The sequence below is a fragment of the Streptomyces sp. NPDC005866 genome, assembly GCF_040629895.1.
Lineage (GTDB): Bacteria > Actinomycetota > Actinomycetes > Streptomycetales > Streptomycetaceae > Streptomyces.
In genome coordinates, this window is record NZ_JBEXWP010000005.1 from 171,189 (window position 1) to 192,155 (window position 20,967).

General features: G+C 71.0%; 21 protein-coding genes. 11 read left to right on the top strand and 10 right to left on the bottom strand.

The features are described 5' to 3' along the window. Positions 1-249 precede the first annotated feature (249 nt). Both ABZ396_RS09735 and ABZ396_RS09740 read right to left on the bottom strand, forming a co-directional pair. Positions 250-684, bottom strand: a complete 435-nt coding sequence (locus ABZ396_RS09735; protein ID WP_358914392.1) for a hypothetical protein — start codon at positions 682-684, stop codon at positions 250-252. Further along, positions 681-1,406, bottom strand: a complete 726-nt coding sequence (locus ABZ396_RS09740; RefSeq protein WP_358914394.1) for an ATP-binding protein — start codon at positions 1,404-1,406, stop codon at positions 681-683. The genes ABZ396_RS09735 and ABZ396_RS09740 overlap by 4 nt, the downstream gene beginning before the upstream one ends. Positions 1,407-1,774: 368 nt before the next feature. Here ABZ396_RS09740 and ABZ396_RS09745 point away from each other — a divergent pair, with 368 nt between their 5' ends. The 3 genes from ABZ396_RS09745 (at position 1,775) to ABZ396_RS09755 (ending at position 3,811) form a co-directional block, all read left to right on the top strand. Beyond that, positions 1,775-2,635, top strand: coding sequence for a helix-turn-helix transcriptional regulator (locus tag ABZ396_RS09745; RefSeq protein ID WP_358914396.1), 861 nt, complete (start codon positions 1,775-1,777; stop codon positions 2,633-2,635). Continuing rightward, positions 2,636-2,911: a DUF397 domain-containing protein gene (locus ABZ396_RS09750; protein WP_358914398.1), complete on the top strand. Its 276-nt coding sequence runs from the start codon at positions 2,636-2,638 to the stop codon at positions 2,909-2,911. Between the two features lie 96 nt (positions 2,912-3,007). After that, positions 3,008-3,811 (top strand): SAM-dependent methyltransferase, encoded by an 804-nt coding sequence (locus ABZ396_RS09755; RefSeq protein WP_358914400.1) that lies wholly within the window; start codon positions 3,008-3,010, stop codon positions 3,809-3,811. 272 nt (positions 3,812-4,083) lie between these two features. On the opposite strand, the gene ABZ396_RS09760 is transcribed toward ABZ396_RS09755, so the two are convergent. From ABZ396_RS09760 to ABZ396_RS09770, 3 genes are all read right to left on the bottom strand, one after another. Next, entirely contained in the window at positions 4,084-5,571 is a 1,488-nt protein-coding gene (locus ABZ396_RS09760) for a glutamate synthase subunit beta (protein ID WP_358914402.1), read from the bottom strand. Between the two features lie 199 nt (positions 5,572-5,770). Then, entirely contained in the window at positions 5,771-6,250 is a 480-nt protein-coding gene (locus tag ABZ396_RS09765) for an anthrone oxygenase family protein (protein ID WP_358914782.1), read from the bottom strand. Positions 6,251-6,499: 249 nt separating this feature from the next. Continuing rightward, a complete protein-coding gene (locus ABZ396_RS09770) occupies positions 6,500-7,201 on the bottom strand; it encodes a DUF2293 domain-containing protein (RefSeq protein WP_358914404.1) in 702 nt (233 codons plus the stop codon). Positions 7,202-7,490: 289 nt separating this feature from the next. Here ABZ396_RS09770 and ABZ396_RS09775 point away from each other — a divergent pair, with 289 nt between their 5' ends. Both ABZ396_RS09775 and ABZ396_RS09780 read left to right on the top strand, forming a co-directional pair. Continuing rightward, positions 7,491-8,123, top strand: a complete 633-nt coding sequence (locus ABZ396_RS09775; RefSeq protein WP_358914406.1) for a uridine kinase — start codon at positions 7,491-7,493, stop codon at positions 8,121-8,123. Between the two features lie 91 nt (positions 8,124-8,214). Next, entirely contained in the window at positions 8,215-8,628 is a 414-nt protein-coding gene (locus tag ABZ396_RS09780; RefSeq protein ID WP_358914407.1) for a PPOX class F420-dependent oxidoreductase, read from the top strand. Between the two features lie 24 nt (positions 8,629-8,652). Here ABZ396_RS09780 and ABZ396_RS09785 read toward each other — a convergent pair whose 3' ends face one another. Continuing rightward, positions 8,653-9,780 carry a magnesium and cobalt transport protein CorA gene (locus ABZ396_RS09785; protein ID WP_358914409.1) on the bottom strand — a complete coding sequence of 376 codons (1,128 nt, stop codon included), beginning with the start codon at positions 9,778-9,780 and terminating at the stop codon, positions 8,653-8,655. 251 nt (positions 9,781-10,031) lie between these two features. Here ABZ396_RS09785 and ABZ396_RS09790 point away from each other — a divergent pair, with 251 nt between their 5' ends. Next, the gene (locus tag ABZ396_RS09790; RefSeq protein WP_358914411.1) at positions 10,032-10,826 is read left to right on the top strand and encodes a methyltransferase domain-containing protein; all 795 of its coding nucleotides are present in this window, start codon (positions 10,032-10,034) and stop codon (positions 10,824-10,826) included. A gap of 42 nt (positions 10,827-10,868) precedes the next feature. Here the strand turns inward: ABZ396_RS09790 and ABZ396_RS09795 are convergent, their stop codons facing one another. Together ABZ396_RS09795 and ABZ396_RS09800 are read right to left on the bottom strand one after the other, a co-directional pair. Continuing rightward, positions 10,869-11,783, bottom strand: a complete 915-nt coding sequence (locus ABZ396_RS09795; protein WP_358914413.1) for a PfkB family carbohydrate kinase — start codon at positions 11,781-11,783, stop codon at positions 10,869-10,871. Beyond that, on the bottom strand, positions 11,780-12,685 hold the full coding sequence (locus ABZ396_RS09800; RefSeq protein ID WP_358914415.1) for a pseudouridine-5'-phosphate glycosidase: 906 nt from the start codon (positions 12,683-12,685) through the stop codon (positions 11,780-11,782). Before ABZ396_RS09800 ends, ABZ396_RS09795 begins: the two co-directional genes overlap by 4 nt. Before the next feature lie 100 nt (positions 12,686-12,785). Here ABZ396_RS09800 and ABZ396_RS09805 point away from each other — a divergent pair, with 100 nt between their 5' ends. Beyond that, positions 12,786-13,214 carry a VOC family protein gene (locus ABZ396_RS09805; RefSeq protein WP_358914417.1) on the top strand — a complete coding sequence of 143 codons (429 nt, stop codon included), beginning with the start codon at positions 12,786-12,788 and terminating at the stop codon, positions 13,212-13,214. Positions 13,215-13,237: 23 nt separating this feature from the next. On the opposite strand, the gene ABZ396_RS09810 is transcribed toward ABZ396_RS09805, so the two are convergent. Beyond that, entirely contained in the window at positions 13,238-13,792 is a 555-nt protein-coding gene (locus ABZ396_RS09810; RefSeq protein ID WP_358914419.1) for a methylated-DNA--[protein]-cysteine S-methyltransferase, read from the bottom strand. Positions 13,793-13,843: 51 nt separating this feature from the next. Then, positions 13,844-14,713, bottom strand: coding sequence for a glycerophosphodiester phosphodiesterase family protein (locus tag ABZ396_RS09815; protein ID WP_358914421.1), 870 nt, complete (start codon positions 14,711-14,713; stop codon positions 13,844-13,846). Positions 14,714-14,990: 277 nt separating this feature from the next. On the opposite strand from ABZ396_RS09815, the gene ABZ396_RS09820 reads away from it, so the two are divergent. The 4 genes from ABZ396_RS09820 (at position 14,991) to ABZ396_RS09835 (ending at position 20,830) form a co-directional block, all read left to right on the top strand. Further along, positions 14,991-15,857, top strand: a complete 867-nt coding sequence (locus tag ABZ396_RS09820) for an MHYT domain-containing protein (protein ID WP_358914423.1) — start codon at positions 14,991-14,993, stop codon at positions 15,855-15,857. A 40-nt stretch (positions 15,858-15,897) separates the two neighbouring features. Then, entirely contained in the window at positions 15,898-18,036 is a 2,139-nt protein-coding gene (uvrB, locus tag ABZ396_RS09825) for an excinuclease ABC subunit UvrB (RefSeq protein WP_358914425.1), read from the top strand. Positions 18,037-18,193: 157 nt separating this feature from the next. Beyond that, positions 18,194-18,772, top strand: coding sequence for a TerD family protein (locus tag ABZ396_RS09830; protein WP_358914427.1), 579 nt, complete (start codon positions 18,194-18,196; stop codon positions 18,770-18,772). 51 nt (positions 18,773-18,823) lie between these two features. Then, complete coding sequence (locus tag ABZ396_RS09835; protein WP_358914429.1) at positions 18,824-20,830, top strand: TerD family protein; 2,007 nt, start codon at positions 18,824-18,826, stop codon at positions 20,828-20,830. Positions 20,831-20,967 lie beyond the last annotated feature (137 nt).

Genomic DNA, 20,967 nt, shown 5'->3' on the forward strand with positions numbered 1-20,967 from the left:
GGCCGGGCGAGTCTTCGGTGCGGCCGACCGGGCCGGTCCTCGGGACGGGCGATCGGGCCGGTCCTCGGGACGGGCGATCGGGCCGGTCCTCGGGTCGAACAGCCGAGCCGGTCTTCCGTCGGCCGGTCACAGCCGAGCCGGTCTTCGTCGGCCGGTCACAGCCGAGCCGGTCTTCCGTCGGCCGGTCACAGCCGAGCCGGTCTTCCGTCGGCCGCCCTCACGCCGCTGTCGGTCGAAGCCGCGCAGCGGTCACCCGCTCAGCGGACCCGACCACTCCGGTGTCGTCCCCGTCACCCGGCACAGGGCGAGGTAGAGCGGGATCGGCGGGGTGTACGGCACCGTGCCGTCGGGGCGGTAGATCAGCCGGGCGGAGCCGGGCAGCGGGGCGCCCGGGCTGTAGTGGGCCGGGACGGGCCAGGTGAGGGCGTAGTCGGAGTCAGACGGGACGATCCACCACCAGCGAGTGCCGTCGGCGTACACACAGCCCACCCGCGGCAGCCGGGGTACCACCAGCGGCCCGAGGCGTGCCGGCACGGCCACCGCGTCGCAGCCCAGCGGTGTCGTCATGCCCTCGGGAACCGGGAGCCTGCGGGTACCGCCCACGGTCGCCGGCCGCTGGCCGCGCTGCAGCCGGACCAGGGTGTTGAGGCCCAGCGACCGGCCGGAACCGGGGACGCCGTTCACGCCTGCCTCCGCCCGGGCACCGGGCGCAGCGCCGCCTCCGACTGCCCCTCTTCCCCGGAACCGGGCGAGGGACGGTGCACCGGGCTGTGCGCGGGCCCGTGGGACGGGTCGCGCGCGGGCCCGCGGGACGAGCCGCGCGACGGGCCCGGGTCGGGGCGGGCGCCCCACCCCAGGTCGTTGCGGGGTTCGGCGCTGTCCCGGGCGGCGTCGGTCTGGCGCGGCAGCTCCGCCCAGACCAGCAGCCCGGAGCCGTGCTCGTGAGCCCCCCAGGCCTGGCACAGCGCCTCGACGAGGAGCAACCCCCTCCCGTGCTCCTCGTCGGGACGCCGTGGGGACGGGTGGGGCTCGTCGGGTGCACAGCCCTCGTCGTGCACGGCTATGCGCACCGTGTCGTCGTGATCGTGCAGCTCGCACACGACGCGACTGCTCGCGGTGTGCACGATCGCATTCGTGACCAGTTCGGAGATGACGAGCATGGCGGTGTCACAGGTTTCCGCGCAGACCGACCAGCCGGTCAGCCGGGAACGCACCAGGCGTCTGGCCTGTGCGGGGGAACCGGGGTGAGCGGCCAGCTCGAACCGGAACCGGCGCTCGGCAGCGCCCCCAGCAGGGTCGAACACCGCGGCAGCGCCGAGACCGAGACGGTCTGCGACGGCGTCTGTTCCTAAGGGCGCGGACGGAATCACGCTTGCCACTATCGCCCCGCCGTGAACACTTGGCAAGAGTCACTCTGAAAAATGCAGAGTGCTGTGTGACGCGGTGAGCGGCCGTGGCACACTGCTCGCAACAGCATGTCGAGCGGCGCCAGTTGGGATCAGTGAGGACCCGGCGGACCGATCCGGCCAATGCGATCGATATGACCCAACCGGACGATTCCGGTCGTTCAGGTCAAGTCGGTCACCTTGTCCGGTCCGGTCGTACCGTCAGATCTTCGAATGAGCCTTCGAATGGCGCCGCTGGGCTGTCAGCATGCCGGTGACGCCTGTAGCCGGGTGGTGCCTGTAGCCGGGTGACACCTGTATGTTGCGGCGGCCGTGCCGCCGGCGAGCGCAAGTGGCGCCCCAGCCAGGGAACTTCGTGGAGGTGGAGCGTGAGCGAGCCGCGGTCCGCGCCGACGGTGGGCCAGGTGGTCCTCGGTCGGCGCCTCCTTGACCTGCGTGAACGCGCCGGGCTCAAGCGCGAGGAGGCCGCCCGTGTGCTCCGCGTGGCGCCCGCCACCGTCCGCCGTATGGAGATGGCCGAGGTCGCCCTCAAGATCCCGTATCTCCAACTGCTGCTGAAGGCCTACGGGGTGACCGACGACGAGGCCGACGTCTTCGTCCGGCTCGCCGAGGAGGCCAACCAGCCCGGCTGGTGGCAGCGGTTCCACGACATCCTGCCGAGCTGGTTCTCCATGTACGTCAGCCTGGAGGGCGCGGCGAGCCTGATCCGCTCCTACGAGCCGCACTTCGTGCCAGGGCTGCTGCAGACCGAGGACTACGCGCGCGGGGTGCTGAAGTCGGGCGCCGTCGGCCAGACCCAGCCGGACGAAATCGAGCGGCATGTCGCCCTGCGCAGGCAACGCCAGGACCTGCTCACCCGTAATGACGCCCCGCGCTTCTGGGCCGTGATGGACGAGACCGCCCTGCGCCGCCCGGTCGGGGGCCCGGAGGTGATGCGCGCGCAGATCGACCGGCTGCTAGAGGTCACGAAGCTGCCCAATGTGACGCTCCAGGTCGCCCCGTTCGCGAGCGGGCCGCACCCGGGGACGTACGGGCCCTTCGTGCTGTTCCGATTCGCCATGCCCGAACTGCCGGACATGGTCTACAGCGAGTACCTGACCGGCGCCGTCTACCTGGACGCGCGTACCGAGGTGGCGACCCACCTCGAGGTCATGGACCGCATGGCGGCGCAGGCCGCCACGGCACAACGCACGAATGAGATCCTCCGGGATCTCCGCAAGGAGCTGTGAATGGATCGCATCAAGACCCAGTCCGGGCCGCGGAACCGCACCGAGCGGATCTACAACGGCATGCCCGCCCGGGAACTGGGCAGCGAGGGCTGGCACAAGCCCTGGAGCGGCGGCAACGGCGGCAACTGCCTGGAGGCGATGAAGCTGGCCGACGGCCGGATCGCCGTCCGCCAGTCGACCGACCCCGACGGACCGGCGCTGATCTACACCACGGACGAGATGACGGCCTTCATCGAGGGCGCCAAGGCGGGGGAGGCCGACTTCCTGCTCTCCTGAAGCTGCTCTCCTCCTTGTTCAACTCCCTTTTCTTGAACTCCCTTCTCTTGGTACTAAATTGATCATTGACAGCGTCAGTCGCTTATGGAGTGCCTCATGACCGGGCAGGACCGTACCGTGATCGACACCAGCAAGCCGCATCCCGCGCGGATGTACGACTGGTATCTCGGCGGCAAGGACAACTACCCGGTCGACGAGGAGATGGGCAAGCAGATGCTGGCCCTCGACCCCCGCGTGCCGGTGATGGCGCGGGTCAACCGCGCCTTCATGCACCGCGCCACCCGGTGGCTGGCCGAGCAGGGCGTACGGCAGTTCCTGGACGTCGGCACGGGCATCCCGACCGAGCCCAACCTGCACCAGATCGCCCAGGGCGTCGCGCCCGAGGCCCGGATCGTCTACTGCGACAACGACCCGATCGTGCTGGCCCACGCGGCCGCCCTGCTGCGCGGCATGCCCGAGGGTGCGACGGAGTACCTCCAGGCCGATGTGCGCGACCCGGCGGCGATCATCGCTGGCACGCGTGAGGTCCTGGACCTCGACCGGCCGGTCGCGCTCTCGCTCGTCGCCCTGCTCCACTTCGTCTCCGACGAGGACGGGGCGCACGAGCTGGTGGGCCGACTGCTGGCCGAACTGCCGTCCGGCAGCTACCTGATGATGACCCACGCCACCGCCGACTTCACCCCGGAGGAGTCGGCGGCGGCCACCGCGAAACTCAAGGCGGCCGGAGTCACCCTGGCGCTGCGCTCCCAGGAGGAGTTCGGCCGCTTCTTCGACGGCCTGGACCTGGTCGACCCCGGCGTCTCGGTGGTCCACCACTGGCGGCCGGAACTGGGCGAGCCGGTGCCGGGGCAGGACGACGGGGTGATTCCGGGGTACGGGGCGGTGGGGCGCAAGCCGTAACCGGGGTCTCGGGGGGAGTTCTCCGGGAGGGGGGAGAGGCCGCCGGCCGGGGTCAGCCCCACGCTCACCTGCGCCGGCGGCGTCCACCTGCCGGCTGACGGCCACCACGGGGAACGGAGGCTGCCGCATCCGGCCGGGGACGCGGCTCAGGCCGAAGTGGGTCGGCCGGTCCAATCGGCCGGTCCAGCGGTACGGCGCCGGGTCCCTGCGCGTCGACCAGTCCAGCACGACGGCACGTCCCGGCGGCGCCGGACCCCCTCGCCACCCCTCGCCTACACGGTCATCGGCCGGTCGTACGGCGATATCGGCCCCGGCAGCTGCGAGCTCCCCGTCAGGTAGCGGTCGACGGTCGCCGCCACCGCCCGCCCCTCCGCGATCGCCCAGACGATGAGCGACTGCCCACGCGCCGCGTCCCCCGCGGCGAACACACCAGGCACGTTCGTGGTGAACTCCGCGTCCCGGGCGATCGTCCCGCGCGGGTCCGTCACCACCCCCAGTTGGTCGATCAGCCCGTCCTTCCGGTCGGGCCCCGAGAAACCGAGCGCGAGCAGCACCATGTCGGCGGGCAGCGTCCGACCGCTCCCCTGCACCGGCCGCCGCGCCGCGTCCACCTCCACCAGGTGCAGCGACTGCACATGCCCGCTCTCGTCGCCGGTGAAGCGAAGCGTCGACGCCGCGAACAACCGCGCGTCCGCGTGCGCCGCGGGCGCCGTCTCCAGGTCCCGCGCCTCCTCGTGCGCCGCCGACAGCCGGTAAATCTTGGGATACGTCGGCCACGGCTCGATGTCCTCGTCCCGCTCCGTTCCCGGCTGCGCGTAGATGTCCAGCTGGGTCACCGACGCGGCCCGGTCCCGCACCGCCGTCCCCAGACAGTCCGCCCCCGTGTCACCCCCGCCCACGATCACCACATGCTTGCCGGCCGCCGACATCGGCGACCGAGCCAGATCCCCAGCGCACACCCGGTTGGCCAGCGGCAGATACTCCATCGCCTGGTGTATCCCGTCCAACTCCCGACCTGGCACCGGAAGTTCCCGCCACGCCGTCGCGCCGGTCGCGATCACCACCGCGTCGTACCGCGCCCGCAGCTCCGCCGCCCCGATGTCCCGCCCCACCGTCACCGACGTACGGAACTTCGTCCCCTCGGCCCGTATCTGCCCCAGTCGCCGCTCCAGATGGTGCTTCTCCATCTTGAACGCGGGGATCCCGTACCGCATCAGCCCGCCGAGCCGGTCGTCCCTCTCGTACACGGCGACGGTGTGACCGGCCCGGGTCAGCTGCTGCGCCGCCGCGAGCCCGGTCGGACCGGACCCGATCACCGCCACGGTCCGCCCGGACAGCCGCTCCGGCGGCCGCGGCGAGGCGAACCCCTCCGCCCAGGCCCGGTCGGCGATGGCGCACTCGACGTTTTTGATCGTGACGGCCGGCTGGTTGATCGCGAGCACACACCCCGCCTCGCACGGCGCCGGACACAACCTCCCCGTGAACTCGGGGAAGTTGTTCGTCGCGTGCAGTCGGTCGCTCGCTGCCAGCCAGTCCTCCCGCGACACCAGGTCGTTCCACTCGGGGATCAGATTGCCCAGCGGACAAGCGTCGTGGCAGAACGGCACCCCGCAGTCCATGCAGCGGTCCGCCTGCTTGCTGATGATGGGCAGCAGCGCCCCGGGGACGTACACCTCGTCCCAGTCCCGGACCCGCTCCTCGACCGGCCGCCGCGGCCACTCCTCCCGCGGCGTGGTCATGAAACCCTTGGGATCGGCCATGGTCGACTTCCTCGTGTGCGTTGCCCCAGGCCGTGCGTCATCGGGCGGCACTCTTTCGGCCACGATACGTCTGCTCGGTTGCGCCCGCAGAGTGGCTGACAGAGCCTTCTGCCGGGGCTTCCTCAGGCGGCAGCCAGCCGGAGGCCGGCCGCGAGCCAGCCGGGTGCCAGTCGGGTGTCAGTTTTCTTCCATGCCTCCCTCAGGACAGGGCCAGTACATAGAGGACCGCCGCCGCGGCCGACGCGAGGGTGCGCACATGGTTCCACTGCGTCCACTCACGCACATACGCCGGCCAGTAGGAGGCGGCCTCCGGGGTGCCCGGCTCCAGCTTGGCCAGCGCCTCGTTCCTGGGCACGTTCGCCACCAAGGTCAGCCCGAAGGAACCGAGCAGATACAGCGCGCTGCCCAGCAGCAGCTCCGTCTTCCCTTCGTCCGGCCACACCACGAACGTCACCACCGCGATCATCGCGCACAGCACCGCCGACCCGGCGAACACCAGCATGAACGCGGGGGTCAGGGCGGCCCGGTTGATCGCGTTCATCGCGGCGACCCCCTGCGCCGGCGGCAACGAGGCCAGCCCGCGCATCACGAAGGTCGAGAACCCGCAGAACACCCCCGCCACCAGCCCGGTGCCCAGTACCCCCAGCAGGACCAGTACGTAATACGGCCCGTCGATCACGACCATCACACTCACTCTCGCTCCTCGCCTTGTGCACCTCCGCCACTCAAGTCAATGCCCACGAGCGACCGCTTCCCATGGCTGTGAAGCACGTCCACATACGCATCCGCCCAAATTCACCCCCCTTCCCCCTCCCGTCCCCGCCTCCGCGCCCGCCCCCACCTCGCTGCCGCGACGGCATCTTTACCGCTCCCGCCGACGCCCCGGCGGCCCCGCCGCGCGCCAACCGGTCGGCTGTCCTGCCCCGCGTCAGCCCGTCAAGCGAATCTCCACCCCGGCCTCCCACTCCCGCAGCACCGCCTCCACCGTCCGCGCGATCCGCCGCCGCGCCTCGTACCGTGGCACCCCGCTCATCAGCAGCTGGTCGTACGACGTGTCCACATGCCGTACCCCCGCCACCACCGCCGAGACCACCGCCCCCTCCGTCAGCGCCCGCCCGGCCGCGGTCCGCCCCACCCGCCCGCTGCCCCGCACCGACGCGTGCGCCGCGATCGCCCGGGCCCGCTCCACCGGGCAGCCCGGGAACAAGCGCAGGATCTCCGCCGCGAAGGCCTTCGTGAACCGCACGTCCTCCGCCGCCCGCCGCTTCGCGTCCCGCGCCCGGCGCCGCCGCCGCGCCTCGGCATCGGCCAGACACCGTGCCTCGGCCCGGGCCAGCGCGGCCTCCTCTACAAGGACACCCTGCCGCTCGTACCGGCTCTTGCGCCGGTTGAACCGCACCACCACCGCCGAGAGCGTGCTCTCCTCCCGCGACCGCCGGGTCAGCGCCGTGTCCCCACACGGCAGGAACACCAGGTGCCCCAGATCGGCACACGCCAGACACCGCGGCGCCCCGTCCTCCAGCACCAGCATCGACAACGGCCCCCGCCGACAGGCCGCACACCGCTTGTGCCGAAGAGGCTGCACAACCAGAAGTCCACCGTGGTGAGGGGGAGTTGCGAGGCGCGTCATATGCGGTTCTTTCCCCTCTCTGGCGACGGATTTCACGTCCGCACGCCGGTGGGCACAGATGCTCGCCGGCTCCCATGCCGACCCCGGTCGCGTTCGCGACGCTGCGAGACGGATCCCGCTACGAGCCCCGGTCGGCGGCAGGGGTCACACGACCGGCGTTCGGCCGGGAATACGGCATGGTCGCCCGCGGCCACACCGCGACTCACGGCACTCGGCATCCTGACGAACCTCACCGGGTGCCGTGCCCCCGGCACCTTCCCGCCCCTGGCCCACACGGCATCATGACCCCGTGCGACTCCAAGCGATCACCTGGGACCGGCTCGCCGAGCGCCTCGCCGAGCGGCTGGTCGTGCTGAAGCCCGCCGACGGGGGTGCCTGGCCGCGTGTCGCCCTCGACGGCGCCCCGGCCGCCCGGCCCGGGGACCTCGCGGAGCGCGTCGCGGAGGCGTTGCGCCTACGGGGCCGGCCGTCGCTCGTGGTGGGCGCCGAGGGCTTTCTGCGCCCCGCCTCGCTGCGTCTGGAGCACGGTCGCCGCGACGCGGAGTCGTACTACGGCGGCTGGTTCGACACCAACGCCCTGTGGCGGGAGGTCTTCGGCCCCCTCGACCCCGGCGGGACCGGCCGTGTCCTGCCCGACCTGTGGGACCCGGCCACCGACCGCGCCACCCGCAGCCCCTATGTGCAACTCCCGCCCGGCGGCATTCTGTTGCTGCACGGGCCGCTCCTGCTGCGGCACTGGTTCCCGTTCGACCTGACCGTCCACCTCCTGCTGTCTCCCGGCGCCCTGCGCCGCCGTACCCCCGAGTCCGAGCACTGGACCCTCCCCGCCTTCGATCGCTACGAAGCCGAGAGCGACCCCGCCGGCACGGCCGACGTCCTGGTCCGGGCCGACGACCCGCGGCATCCGGCGTGGAGCGGCTGAGGCCCCCGGCGGCCGGCCTGACTGAACTGCTTTCAGCGGGCAATACGGCAAACCACATTTTGATGCGCGCGCATATAACTAGGGTGCCCGTATGCCGACCTCCTCGAACACTCCCGTCACCTTCGACGACTCCGTCCGCGCCCTCCTCGACGGCAAGAACTTCGCCAGCGTCGCCACCCTCGGCCCCGGCGGCGCCCCGCAGAACTCGGTGGTCTGGATCAAACGCGACGGGGACACCCTGCTGTTCTCCTCCACCGACGGCCGCCAGAAGGTGCGCAACCTCCGCCGTGACCCCCGCGTCAGCCTCACGGTCTTCGACCTGGCCAACCACTACCACTCGGCCGAGATCCGCGGCACCGCCGAGATCCTCCCGGACGAGGCCAAGCGGCTTCCGTACGAGCTCTCCCACAAGTACCTCGGCATCGACCCGCCCGGAGAGAAGGACGACGAGGTCCGCCTGATCATCAGGGTCGTCCCGCGCAGGATCGTCGCCTTCTCGGCCTGAGGTGACCTCAGGAGGCCACGGAACTCAAAGCCAGCCGTTGCGCCGGAAGCCTCGGTACAGCACCAGACAGGCCAGGGATATAACACCGATGACGAGCGGATAGCCGAACCGCCAGTGCAGCTCCGGCATGTGATCGAAGTTCATGCCGTACACCCCGCACACCATCGTCGGCACGGCGATCACCGCTGCCCAGGCCGTGATCTTCCGCATGTCCTCGTTCTGTGCGACCGTCACCTGCGCCAGATGCGCCTGGAGAATGGAGTTGAGCAGTTCGTCGAAGGACGCGATCTGCTCCTTGGCCCGCATCAGATGGTCGAACACGTCCCGGAAGTACGCCTGTATCTCCGGGGCGATCACCCGTATCGGCCGGGTGGTCAGCTCCTCCATGGGCCGGCCGAGCGGCACCACCGCCCGCTTCAGCTCAAGCAGTTCACGCTTCATCTGGTAGATCCGCCCCGGGTCGGCCCGCGCGCCGTCCTCCGCGAACACGTCCGCCTCGACCTGATCGATGTCGCCCTGCACCGCGTCCGTGACGCTCAGATAGTCGTCGACCACATGGTCCGCGATCGCGTGCAGCACCGCCGCCGGCCCCTTGGCGAGCTGGCTCGGTGTCGCCTCCAGTTCCTCACGCAGCGGCCCCAGTGAGCCGTGCCGGCCGTGCCGCACCGTGATCACGAACTCCTCGCCGACGAACACCATGATCTCGCCGGTGTTCACCACCTCACTGGTCGCCGTCAGCTCCTCGTGCTCGACGTAGCAGACCGTCTTGAACACCGCGAACAACGTCTCACCGTACCGCTCCACCTTCGGTCGCTGATGGGCCTCGACCGCGTCCTCCACGGCCAGCGGGTGCAGGTCGAACAACTCGGCGATGCCCGCGAACTCGCTGTCCGTCGGCTCGTGCAGCCCCAGCCAGACGAACCCCTCGCCCCTCTTGCGCACCCGCTCCACGGCGGAGTGGAGATCGCTGCACTCCGGGACCCGCGCTCCCTTCTCGTACGTCACGCAGTTGACCACGGAGGAGCCCAGCGGGGACCGCGCGTGATGGTTCAGGTCGACGCGGGGCCGCCGCCGGGCCAGCCGCGCCACCTTGCGCAGGCCGCCGTCCCTGCCCAGCCCTGTGACCTTCCGCAGATTCCCTGCCATCGTCATCCGGATCTCCTTGCGTGGATCCCCCCTGCAACGCTTGCGCGCCCTGACGGGCAAGTCTGCCAGCCCTCCGTGAGACCCGGGTAAGCCTGTGGGAGCAGCGAGTTCCGGTTGGTTCCCGCCTGTGGACAACCCGGCTCCCGACGCCTCTTCCCGCCCGCCGACCACGAGTTCCCCGTGTCCGGCGGCCGCACTCCCGCCGTCCCGGAGCGTCGACCGTCCCGGACAACCCGGGCAACTGGGATGATCGCCTCATGACACAAGCCGACGGATACCTCCTCGACAACCGCCAGAGCGAGGCTGGACAGCGCTTCGATGCCTTCGCCACCCTCTTTGACCCCACCACCTTCCGGCACCTTGAGACATGCGGTCTCGGGCCGGGCTGGCGCTGCTGGGAGGTCGGGGCCGGCGGCACGTCCGTGGTGTCCTGGCTGGCCAAGAAGGTCGGACCGACCGGCCAGGTGGTCGCCACCGACATCAACACCTCGCTGCTCGCCACGGCGGGCCGCGCTCCGGTCGAGGTCCGCACTCACGATGTCGGTGCCGAGGAGCCGCCGGGGGAGGGCTTCGACCTGGTGCACGCCCGGCTCGTACTGGTCCATGTCCCTGATCGGGAACGGGCGTTGCGCTCCATGATCAAGGCCCTGCGCCCCGGCGGACGGCTGCTGATCGAGGACGCCGACCCCGCCCTCCAGCCCCTGACCTGCCCCTACGAGTACGGCGCCGAGCAGCAGCTCGCCAACCGCCTGCGCCAGGCCTTCCGCAAGCTCCTCGCCGAACGCGGCGCCGACCTGTCGTACGGCCGCAAACTCCCGCGGCTGCTCCGCGAGGCCGGGCTGCACCACGTGGAGGCCGACGCCTACTTCCCCGTCGCCTCGCCCGCCTGCTCCGCCCTGGAGACCGCCACGGTCCGGCAGATCCGCGACCAGCTCGTCACCGCGGGTCTGGCCACGGACGAGGAGATCGACCAGCACCTGGTCAATGTCGCGGCGGGCAGCATGGACCTCGCCACGGCCCCGATGATCTCGGCGTGGGGCCGCAAGGAATAAGCGTGCCAGTGAGGTGACGCAGCCTTGGGTCGCGGTGCCGTGTCAGCCGTGGACGGGCGGTCTGGCGCCCACACGTTCCACCGCCCTTGCGCCCGCGCGGCAGCCCCGCGCCGCCGCTTCCGCGGGATCCGCGCCGGCGACCAGCGCGGCGAGGAACGCCCCGGTGAAGGCGTCACCGGCGCCCGTGGTGTCCCGGGGCGTCGCCGGTTCGGCCGGAACCCGCGTGAGGACGCCGCCCGCCTCGGCGACCAGCGCGCCGTCCGCCCCCGCCTTGGCTATGACCAGCGGCACATGGCGGCTCAACTCGGCCGCCGCGTCCGCCGGATCGGGCAGCCCCGTCAGCAGACAGACCTCGTCCCGGCTCGGCAGCAGGACGTCCACACCCTCGACGAGCGCCAGGAAGCGGTCCACGCCCAGCGCCACGAGGAACCCGGCCGACGCAGGATCGAGGCTCACCGGTACGCCACGCGCGCGTGCCGACGCCAGTGCCACCGCCACCAGCGCCCGGCTCGGCTCGGAGAACAGCAGATAGCCCGAGAGATGCAGCCGGGCGACCCCGTCGAGCAGCGCGTCCGACCAGTCGGCGGGTTCCAGCCGCAGGGACGCCCCGCTGTCCGTGAGAAAGGTGCGCTCGGCCGAAGCGCCGTTGTCGACCAGGCAGACGACCGTCCCCGTCGCGGCCTCGGGGTCCACCACGAGCCGTGGCCGCACCCCGGCCGCGACCAGCTCCCGCTCGTGCCACTCGGCCGCGTCCGCGCCGACCCGTCCCAGCAGCCGTACGTCCGCGCAGCCCGTGCGGGCGGCCCAGCAGGCCACGTTGGCGCCCGCTCCGCCGGGCACGGTCCGGATCACGGCGGCCGTGTCCGTGCCGGTCGCGAGCGGACCCCGGTGCCGCGCGACGACATCGGTGACGACGTCCCCGACGACCAGCAGCGCGCCCTCTCCGGCTGTCGTCACCCCCTGGCCCACGCCGACGCGATCCGCGCCGCCAGCCGTACGTTGCCGCGCACGGCCGCCAGGTTGGCCTCCAGCGAGGCGCCGTCCGTGTGGTGGACCAGATAGTCGAGCAGGAACGGTGTGACCGCCTGACCGGTGATCCCCTCGGCGTCGCACGCGTGCAGCGCGTCGGCGAGCACACGCGCGTGCAGCGCGGGATCGAGCTGCTGCGCCTCCGGGACCGGATGGGCGACGATCAGTGCCGTGTCCGCCGCGTCGAGCGCGTCCTGCGCTCGCATGACCTCCGCGACCTGCGCCGGGGTCTCCAGCGTCCAGTCGACCGGGTGCCCGGAGTCGGACAGATAGAAGCCGGGGAAACGGTCCGTGCCGTAACCGGCCACCGACACCCCCAGGGTCTCCAGACGCTGCAAGGTCGCCGGCACGTCCAGGATCGACTTCACGCCGGCACACACCACCGTGATCCTGGTGCGAGCCAGCAGGCCCAGATCGGCGGACTCGTCCTGGGTCACCGTCCACTCCTGGTGCACCCCGCCAAGACCGCCCGTCGCGAACACCCGGATGCCGGCCAGTGCCGCCAGCTGCGCCGTCGCCGACACCGTGGTCGCCCCGCTCGCCCCCGCCGCCACGGCCAGCGGCAGGTCGCGATGGCCCAGCTTGCGGATCCCGTCCTCGTTGGCGACCCGCTCCAACTCGTCTTTGGCCAGGCCGACATGAGGCCGCCCGTCCAGCACCGCGATGGTCGCGGGCACGGCACCCTCGCGCCGTACCTCCCCTTCCAGCTCCAGCGCCACCTGGAGGTTGCGCGGGCGCGGCAGCCCGTGCGCGATGATCGTGGACTCCAGAGCCACCACTGCCCGGCCGGCGCCTAGCGCCTCACGGACCTCTTCCGACACCACCAGCACCGCGCTTGCCTCCTGTCCGTCGGTCTTCCCTCATCTCTGGCGGGCGGCGCACCCGGCTAAACGCTTGCGGCAGGTGCGGGACGCCACCAGCCTGGGGCGTATGACGAATCACACGGCACGTCTGGACCACGTCGTCCTCTGGGTCGCCGATCCGGTCGCCGCGGCCGGCTTCTACGAGCGGATGCTCGGCCTGGAGCCCTTGAGGGTCGCCGAGTTCGCTTCAGGAGAGGTGTCTTTCCCCTCCGTACGCGTCAACGAGGAAACGATCCTCGACCTCGCGCCGGTCACCCTCGCCGAGCGCATGCCGGCGCTCCCCGGCTCCGCCGACAGCGCGGGCCACCCGGTGAACCACATCTGTCTGTGCTTGCCGTCCGACGCGTTCGACGCCCTGCGCGCCCGCCTCGCCGAGTATGCCGTCCCCATGACGGACATCGGCCGCGACTCCTTCGGCGCTCGCGGGAAGGCCCCGCGCAACTTCTACTTCCGAGACCCGGACGGCAATGTCGTCGAGGCACGCCACTACGGCTGACCGCCGGCTCCTGCCGCAGTGCCTCAGAACAGCGGCTCGGGCAGGACGCCCTCCAGAGCGAGCAGCTTCCGCTTGGTCTCCCGACCGCCGCCGAACCCGCCGATGCCGCCGTCGCTCTCCACTACCCGGTGACACGGCACGACGACCGGCAGCGGATTGGCGCCCATCGCCGCGCCCACCGCCTGCGCCCCGCCGGGCTGCCCGACCCGCCCGGCCAGATCGCCGTATCCGACCACGGTGCCGTACGGGACACCGGCGGCCAGTTCGCGCAGCACCTGCCGGTTGAAGCCGGAGATCAGCGACCAGTCCAGCGGCAGGTCGAAGTCCTGCCGCTCGCCCGCGAAGTACCCCCGCAGCTGGCGTATCGCCTCGGCCAGCACCGGCGCCCCGGCGTCCTCGACGGCCTCGGCGCCCAGCCGGGCCGTCAGCCGCTCCAGAGTCCGCTCGCGTACCGCGTCCGTGGCGTGGAAGACCACGGTGACCAGGCCCTCGCGGGTCGCCGCCAGCAGCAGCGGACCGATGTCGGTGCCCACGACGGCCCACACCACCCGCTGCTCGTACTGCCCTTCGCTGTCCATGCGCCCCACCGTACGACCCGCCACTGACAACGCCGGCCCGCCCGGTCGCGCTCAGTTCGCGTGCAGCGCGGCCCGTACCACGTCCGGCTTGTTGGTAATGATCCCGTCGACGCCGTAGCCGACGGCCTTCCACGTGGTGGCCGCGTCGTTCACCGTCCAGGTGAAGACGCGCAGCGGCTTGCCGTGCGGGCCGTCGAACGAGTGCACGGAGGTGACATACCCGGCGGAGATCGATCCCACCGACGGGTTGATCAGGTCCGTGAAGCGGGCGTACCGGTGCAGGGCCGCCACGGCCGGCGTGCCGAGATAGCCGGTCGTCACGGCGGGCCGGAGACCGTGCACGATGCGCAGGCTGTCCGCGCTGAAGCTCTGCACGACGATCCGGCCGATGCGCCGGCCGTCCAGCCAGCCCTCGCTTTCCAGCAACTCGAGGATCTGCCGCTCGATGCCCGGGTACAGCTCCGGGTTCTTGATCTCCAGGAGCAGTTTCTCGTGGTTGTGCTCGACCCTGCGCACATATTGCGCCAGTGTCGGCACGCGCGTGCCCGCGTACGAGGGGGAGAACCAGTTGCCCGCGTCCAGCCGGGCGATCTCGGCCGCGGTGAAGTCCTGCACCTTCCAGGGCGCCCGGCCGGGGAAGACCTCTTCGACGTTCGTGGTGCGCTCAAGGCTGTCGTCGTGGACGACGACCAGCCGGCCGTCCTTGGTGCGCTGGACATCGTTCTCGACCCAGGTGAAGCCCAGCGCGGCCGCCGTGTCGACGGCGGCCAGCGTGTTCTCGGGCGCATAGGCGGAGGCACCCCGGTGGGCGAGCACCGTGGGCTCGCGGGGGTCGCCGGCCCGGGCGGCGGGCACGGGGCTCAGCAGGGAGGCCGTTCCCAGGAGCGCTGCGGTGGTGGCGGCAACGGCACGCGCGTGCATGCGTCCCCCTCACGTGGAGCGAATACGGACAGCACAAGACTGACAGCAGGGAGTCAAGAGCGGCCGGGTGCGGGATGGCCACACATTGAATGGAGTTACCCAAGTCCGCTCACCGGTGCCGCACAACTGCGGCAAGGCCGTGTTTCTTTGCCGGAAAATCGTTCGACCATTCCGGTGCGGGTCATACTCTCTGCGTCAACCCTGACCGCTCGGGCGGTCCTGGGACGGGGGCGTAGTCCAAATATTCCGGGATGCAAAGGGTGAGGGGCAGCCACGTATGCAGGGCACGGTCGACGGATTCAGCTACGGGGTCGTCACCCCGCTGGTGGCCTATCTGATGGCCTGCCTCGGCGGTGCCCTCGGGCTGCGCTGCACGACCCGGGCGATGCTGGTGGCCCAGTCCTGGCGGCCCGCCTGGCTCGCCCTGGGGTCGGCGGCGATCGGCTCCGGCATATGGACCATGCACTTCGTCGCCATGATGGGGTTCAGCGTCAAGGAGACGCCGGTCCACTACGACAAATCGATCACCTTTGCGAGCCTCGGCTTCGCCATCGTCATGGTGGGTGTCGGCGTCTTCATAGCCGGCTACCGGGGCGCCACCGGAACCGCGCTCTTCACCGGCGGCACGGTCACCGGCCTGGGTATCGCCTCGATGCACTACCTCGGCATGGCCGGCCTGCGCCTCAACGGGACCCTGGAGTACAACACGGTCACCGTGGGCGCGTCGGTCGTGATAGGGGTCGTGGCCGCCACCTCTGCCCTGTGGGCGGCCGGGCAGATCCGCGGCTTCCTGTGGAGCGTCGGTGCCAGCCTGGTCATGGGACTCGCCGTCAGTGGCATGCACTACACCGGCATGGCCGCCATGAGCGTCCACCTCCACGACTCCGGTGGAACGCCTCCCGGCGACTCGCTCGCCTCCCTGCTCGCCCCCATGTTGATCGGCCCGCTGGGCTTCCTCTGCCTTGCCGCCGTCGTCGTGATGTTCGACCCCACGATGATCATTGGCAGGCCCGACCGGCTCCGTGTGGAGCACAAGCCGGGTGTCCCGGCCGACGAGGTCGCCCACCATCCGAGCCGCCGCCCGCAGCTCAGTATCGGCCGCCAGCAGAGCCACCACAGCTCGCGCACCCCGCAGAATCGCTGATCAGAGCCGGTTGTCAGTGCGGGGTCGTACGGTTGAACCCATGCGGCCCGTTTCCCACATCGAACGTACGGTGGCGCCCTTCGAGGTCGTCAGCCCCTACCAGCCCAGCGGCGACCAGCCGGCGGCCATCGCCGAGCTGGCCAAGCGCGTGGAGGCCGGTGAGAAGGACGTCGTCCTCCTCGGCGCGACCGGCACCGGCAAGTCCGCCACCACCGCGTGGATGATCGAGAAGCTCCAGCGCCCCACCCTGGTGATGGCGCCGAACAAGACACTGGCCGCCCAGCTGGCCAACGAGTTCCGTGAGCTCCTCCCGAACAACGCGGTCGAGTACTTCGTCTCGTACTACGACTACTACCAGCCCGAGGCGTACGTCCCGCAGTCGGACACCTACATCGAGAAGGACTCCTCGATCAACGAGGAGGTCGAGCGGCTGCGCCACTCCGCCACCAACTCGCTCCTCACGCGCCGCGACGTCATCGTGGTCGCCTCCGTGTCGTGCATCTACGGCCTCGGTACACCGCAGGAGTACGTCGACCGGATGGTCCCGCTGCGGGTCGGCGACGAGATCGACCGCGACGAGATGCTGCGCCGCTTCGTCGACATCCAGTACACACGCAACGACACGGCGTTCACCCGCGGCACCTTCCGCGTCCGTGGCGACACCATCGAGATCTTCCCGGTCTACGAGGAGCTCGCCGTCCGCATCGAGATGTTCGGCGACGAGATCGAGGCGCTGTCCACGCTGCACCCGCTCACCGGCGAGATCATCAGCGACGACCAGCAGCTGTACGTCTTCCCGGCCTCCCACTACGTCGCGGGTCCCGAGCGCCTGGAGCGGGCCGTCAACGACATCGAGAAGGAGCTGGGGGAGCGCCTGGCGGAGCTGGAGAAGCAGGGCAAGCTCCTGGAGGCCCAGCGGCTGCGCATGCGCACCACGTACGACATCGAGATGCTCCGCCAGATCGGCAGCTGCTCCGGCGTGGAGAACTACTCGATGCACTTCGACGGCCGCTCGCCCGGCTCTCCGCCCAACACCCTGCTCGACTACTTCCCGGACGACTTCCTCCTCGTCATCGATGAGTCGCATGTCACCGTGCCGCAGATCGGCGCCATGTACGAGGGCGACGCCTCCCGTAAGCGCACCCTCGTGGAGCACGGTTTCCGCTTGCCCTCGGCGCTCGACAACCGGCCGCTGAAGTGGGAGGAGTTCCAGGAGCGGATCGGGCAGGCCGTGTATCTGTCGGCGACCCCCGGCACGTACGAGATCTCCCGCGGGGACGGCGTCGTCGAGCAGATCATCCGCCCCACCGGCCTGGTCGACCCGGAGGTCGTCGTCAAGCCCACCGAGGGCCAGATCGACGACCTGGTGCACGAGATCCGCAAGCGCACCGAGAAGGACGAGCGTGTCCTGGTCACCACGCTCACCAAGAAGATGGCCGAGGACCTCACCGACTACTTCCTGGAACTCGGCATCCAGGTGCGCTATCTGCACAGCGACGTCGACACCCTGCGCCGCATCGAACTGCTGCGCGAACTGCGCTCCGGCGAGTACGACGTCCTGGTCGGCATCAACCTGCTGCGTGAGGGCCTCGACCTGCCAGAGGTGTCCCTGGTGGCGATCCTCGACGCCGACAAGGAGGGCTTCCTGCGCTCCGGCACCTCGCTGATCCAGACCATCGGCCGCGCGGCGCGCAATGTCTCCGGCCAGGTCCATATGTACGCCGACAAGATCACCCCGGCGATGGAGCGGGCCATCGACGAGACCAACCGCCGCCGCGAGAAGCAGATCGCCTACAACACGGCGAACGGCATCGACCCGCAGCCGCTGCGCAAGAAGATCAACGACATCGTCGCGCAGATCGCCCGCGAAGAGGTCGACACCGAACAGCTGCTCGGCTCGGGCTACCGCAAGCAGAAGGACGGCAAGGCTCCCGTTCCCGCCCTGGGCGACAAGGCGGCCAAGGGCGCGAAGGCCGGCAAGGCAGCCAAGGGCAAGGCGAAGGAAGCGGTGCCGACCGACCGTCCGGCAGCCGAACTCGCCGAGCAGATCGAGGAGATGACCGAGCGTATGCGTGCCGCCGCCGCGGATCTGCAGTTCGAGATCGCGGCCCGGCTGCGTGACGAGGTCTCCGAGATGAAGAAGGAACTGCGCCAGATGAGGGAGGCGGGTCTGGCCTGAACCCTGAGCCGCCGCCGGACCCCGGCAAGGGCGCGAAGTGTTGCAACACCGACACAAACCGCGGGCCAGGGTTCGGCACTGTCAGCGGCGCTGCATAGGGTTTTGGACAACCGCGCACTTCGCGGCGACCGGGGACACCGACGAGGGGAAAGCAGCCGTGACCGTCAACATGACCAAGGGTCAGGCCATCAGCCTGGAGAAGAAGGACGGGGGCTCCCTGAGCGCGGTCCGCATGGGTCTTGGTTGGAAGGCGGCGCCCCGGCGCGGGCTGTTCGGCACGCGCACACGTGAGATCGACCTGGACGCCTCGGCTGTGCTGTTCGCCGACAAGCAGCCCGTCGACGTCGTCTTCTTCCGCCACTTGGTGAGCGACGACGGCTCCGTCCGGCACACGGGCGACAACCTCGTCGGCGGCGCGGGGCAGGGCGGCGACGACGAGGCCATCCTCGTCGACCTCGCGCGCGTCCCGGTCCACATCGACCAGATCGTCTTCACCGTCAACTCCTTCACCGGCCAGACCTTCCAGGAAGTGCAGAACGCCTTCTGCCGGCTGGTCGACGAGACCAACGGCCAGGAACTCGCCCGCTACACGCTCGACGGCGGCGGCGAGTACACCGCGCAGATCATGGCGAAGGTGCACCGGTCGGGCTCGGGCTGGACGCTGACGGCCCTGGGCGTGCCGGCCAGGGGCCGCACCTTCCAGGACCTCGTGCCCACCATCCTGCCGGTCCTCTAGGAGGGGCGCCCCGCGGCGCACGACGACACGACACACAGGGGGACATGGGCGATGGCGGCCGAGCTGGTGCGCGGGCAGAACCATCCGCTCTCGCGGAACCGGATCGAGATCCGGATCTCGGCCGACGTGCCGGTCGTGGCCGGGGCCACCCTCGCCGACGACAGCGGCCGGGTGCGGGGCGCCGACCGGGTGGCCCTCCCCGGCGCGCCCACCCTGCCCGGGATCGAGGTCTCCCGGCAGGCTGCCGCCGAACACTGCCTCGCCGTCGACCTCGACGCCCTGCCCGAGGCCGTGCACCGGGTCAGTGTCCTGATCGCTCTGCCCGCCGCGCCCGGCGGCCCGCTCCGCTTCGGCGCCGTCGCCGCGCCGCGCGCCGCGGTCACCGGCCTCGACGGCACCGAGGTCGCCGGTTACACCCTCGCCGGCCTGGACGCCGAGTCGGCGGTCGTGGCCCTGGAGCTCTACCGCCGCCAGGGCGCCTGGAAGGTCCGCGCGGTGGGCCAGGGCTACGCGGACGGCCTCACCGCGCTCCTCGCCGACCAGGGCCTGCACCAGGCCGCCGAACTCGCCTGCGGAATCGAGGAGGCGGTGGCGCGCGGTGCGGCCCGGTCGGTCCCGGTGCGTACGGACACCGACCGCTCCCGTCGTACGGCCGCCTCCGTCACCGGCCCCGATCTTTCCGGCACCGTCGCCGGTTCCCCGTACGACATTCAGTCAGCCGGCGACGGCAGCGATCGGCCGATCCCTTCCGACGGACCCGGCGAGGCGGAGCCGGCGCCCCGCGACGGCCGGTCCCCGGCCTCCGGCGGACCGGCTGCCACCGAGGCCGCCACGTCCGCCGGCGGCCCCATCGACTACACGCATCCCAAGCGCCGCCAGGCATCCTCGCCCACGGCCCCGGCGGCGCCCGCCCCGGCCGACGGACCCGCGCCGCCCGTCGCGGGCGATGCGGCTGGCTGGTCCATGGACGAGCGGCTGTACAACCAGGTCTGGGGCATGTTCGAGGACCTGGCCCGCGCCACCGCCGCGTACCGCAGTGCCGTCGATTTCGCCGAATCGCGCATGGAGAAGGAGCTCGACCAGGTCCTCGCCGACACCCGCAGCCGTCTGGGCTCGGCGGGCGACGACGCACGCGAGGCGGCCCGCGCCCGGCAGGCCCAGCTGATCGACCAGGCCCGGGCGGCCCTCGACCGTGACCTCGCCCAGCTCACCGCCGAGTCCGAGGTCGTCGAGCCCGCTCTGCCACCGGCGTACGCACGCTGGGACAACCCCGTCTGGCACGCCTACCGGGTACCGGTGGAGCCGCCGATGGCCGTGCGACTGGGCGACCTGCACCTCGCGGAGAGCGAGCCGCTGCGCATCCCGATGCTGGTCCGGCTGCCTCTGGAGCGGGGCCTGTGGATCGACAGCGCCCTCACCGCGACACCCGACGGTGCCTTTCCCGACGCCGGTGAGTTGCGGCACCTCGCCCTGCGGACGGCGGTGGCGCTCGCGGCCCGGCTGCTCGCCGTCCATCCGGCGGGGGAGTTGGGCGTGCAGGTCATCGATCCCGCCGGTTCCGGTGCGTCCGCGCTGGCACCGCTGACGGGGACCGGCGTGCTGGCCACGCCACCCGCGACAGGCGCGGCCGGTGTGGCCGACGTGCTCGGACGGCTGACCGAGCGCGTCGACCTGGTGCAGATGGCGGTGCGCGGCGGCGCGGCCGACGCCCTGCCGCCCGGCCTGGACATCTCGCGGCAGCTGCTGATCGTCAACGAATTCCCGCACGGCTTCGACGACCGGGCCATCACCCAGCTGCGCTATCTCGCGGACGAGGGCCCGGACGCCGGGGTCCATCTCCTGCTGGTCGCCGACCGCGAGGACGCCGCCGCCTACGGACCGTTGCTCGATCCGCTGTGGCGTTCACTGATGCGACTCACGCCGGTACCGGACGATCACCTGGCCGATCCGTGGGTGGGACATGCCTGGACGTATGAGCCCTGCCTCGTGCCGGCCGGCAGCCAGGTGCTCCGACAGGTACTCAACCAGGTGGCGATCGCTCACACCAAGCGTATGTAAAACCTCCTGACCAGGCCAGTTAGTCATTCTTTTACCAACTGCTTTACCTTTCCTTGGTGATTCGGGTACTGTTTTCCCCACGGAGGGGAGTACTCCCTGTCTACTGCGGCGTACCCGTCAATACGGATCCGACCGGA

Coding starts and splice junctions, on each gene's coding strand:
- ABZ396_RS09750 (WP_358914398.1), top strand. CDS start 2,636: ATGGATCGCATCAAGACCCAGTCCGGGCCGCGGAACCGCACCGAGCGG.
- ABZ396_RS09755 (WP_358914400.1), top strand. CDS start 3,008: ATGACCGGGCAGGACCGTACCGTGATCGACACCAGCAAGCCGCATCCC.
- ABZ396_RS09760 (WP_358914402.1), bottom strand. CDS start 5,571: ATGGCCGATCCCAAGGGTTTCATGACCACGCCGCGGGAGGAGTGGCCG.
- ABZ396_RS09770 (WP_358914404.1), bottom strand. CDS start 7,201: ATGACGCGCCTCGCAACTCCCCCTCACCACGGTGGACTTCTGGTTGTG.
- ABZ396_RS09780 (WP_358914407.1), top strand. CDS start 8,215: ATGCCGACCTCCTCGAACACTCCCGTCACCTTCGACGACTCCGTCCGC.
- ABZ396_RS09785 (WP_358914409.1), bottom strand. CDS start 9,780: ATGACGATGGCAGGGAATCTGCGGAAGGTCACAGGGCTGGGCAGGGAC.
- ABZ396_RS09790 (WP_358914411.1), top strand. CDS start 10,032: ATGACACAAGCCGACGGATACCTCCTCGACAACCGCCAGAGCGAGGCT.
- ABZ396_RS09805 (WP_358914417.1), top strand. CDS start 12,786: ATGACGAATCACACGGCACGTCTGGACCACGTCGTCCTCTGGGTCGCC.
- ABZ396_RS09810 (WP_358914419.1), bottom strand. CDS start 13,792: ATGGACAGCGAAGGGCAGTACGAGCAGCGGGTGGTGTGGGCCGTCGTG.
- ABZ396_RS09815 (WP_358914421.1), bottom strand. CDS start 14,713: ATGCACGCGCGTGCCGTTGCCGCCACCACCGCAGCGCTCCTGGGAACG.
- ABZ396_RS09820 (WP_358914423.1), top strand. CDS start 14,991: ATGCAGGGCACGGTCGACGGATTCAGCTACGGGGTCGTCACCCCGCTG.
- uvrB (WP_358914425.1), top strand. CDS start 15,898: ATGCGGCCCGTTTCCCACATCGAACGTACGGTGGCGCCCTTCGAGGTC.
- ABZ396_RS09835 (WP_358914429.1), top strand. CDS start 18,824: ATGGCGGCCGAGCTGGTGCGCGGGCAGAACCATCCGCTCTCGCGGAAC.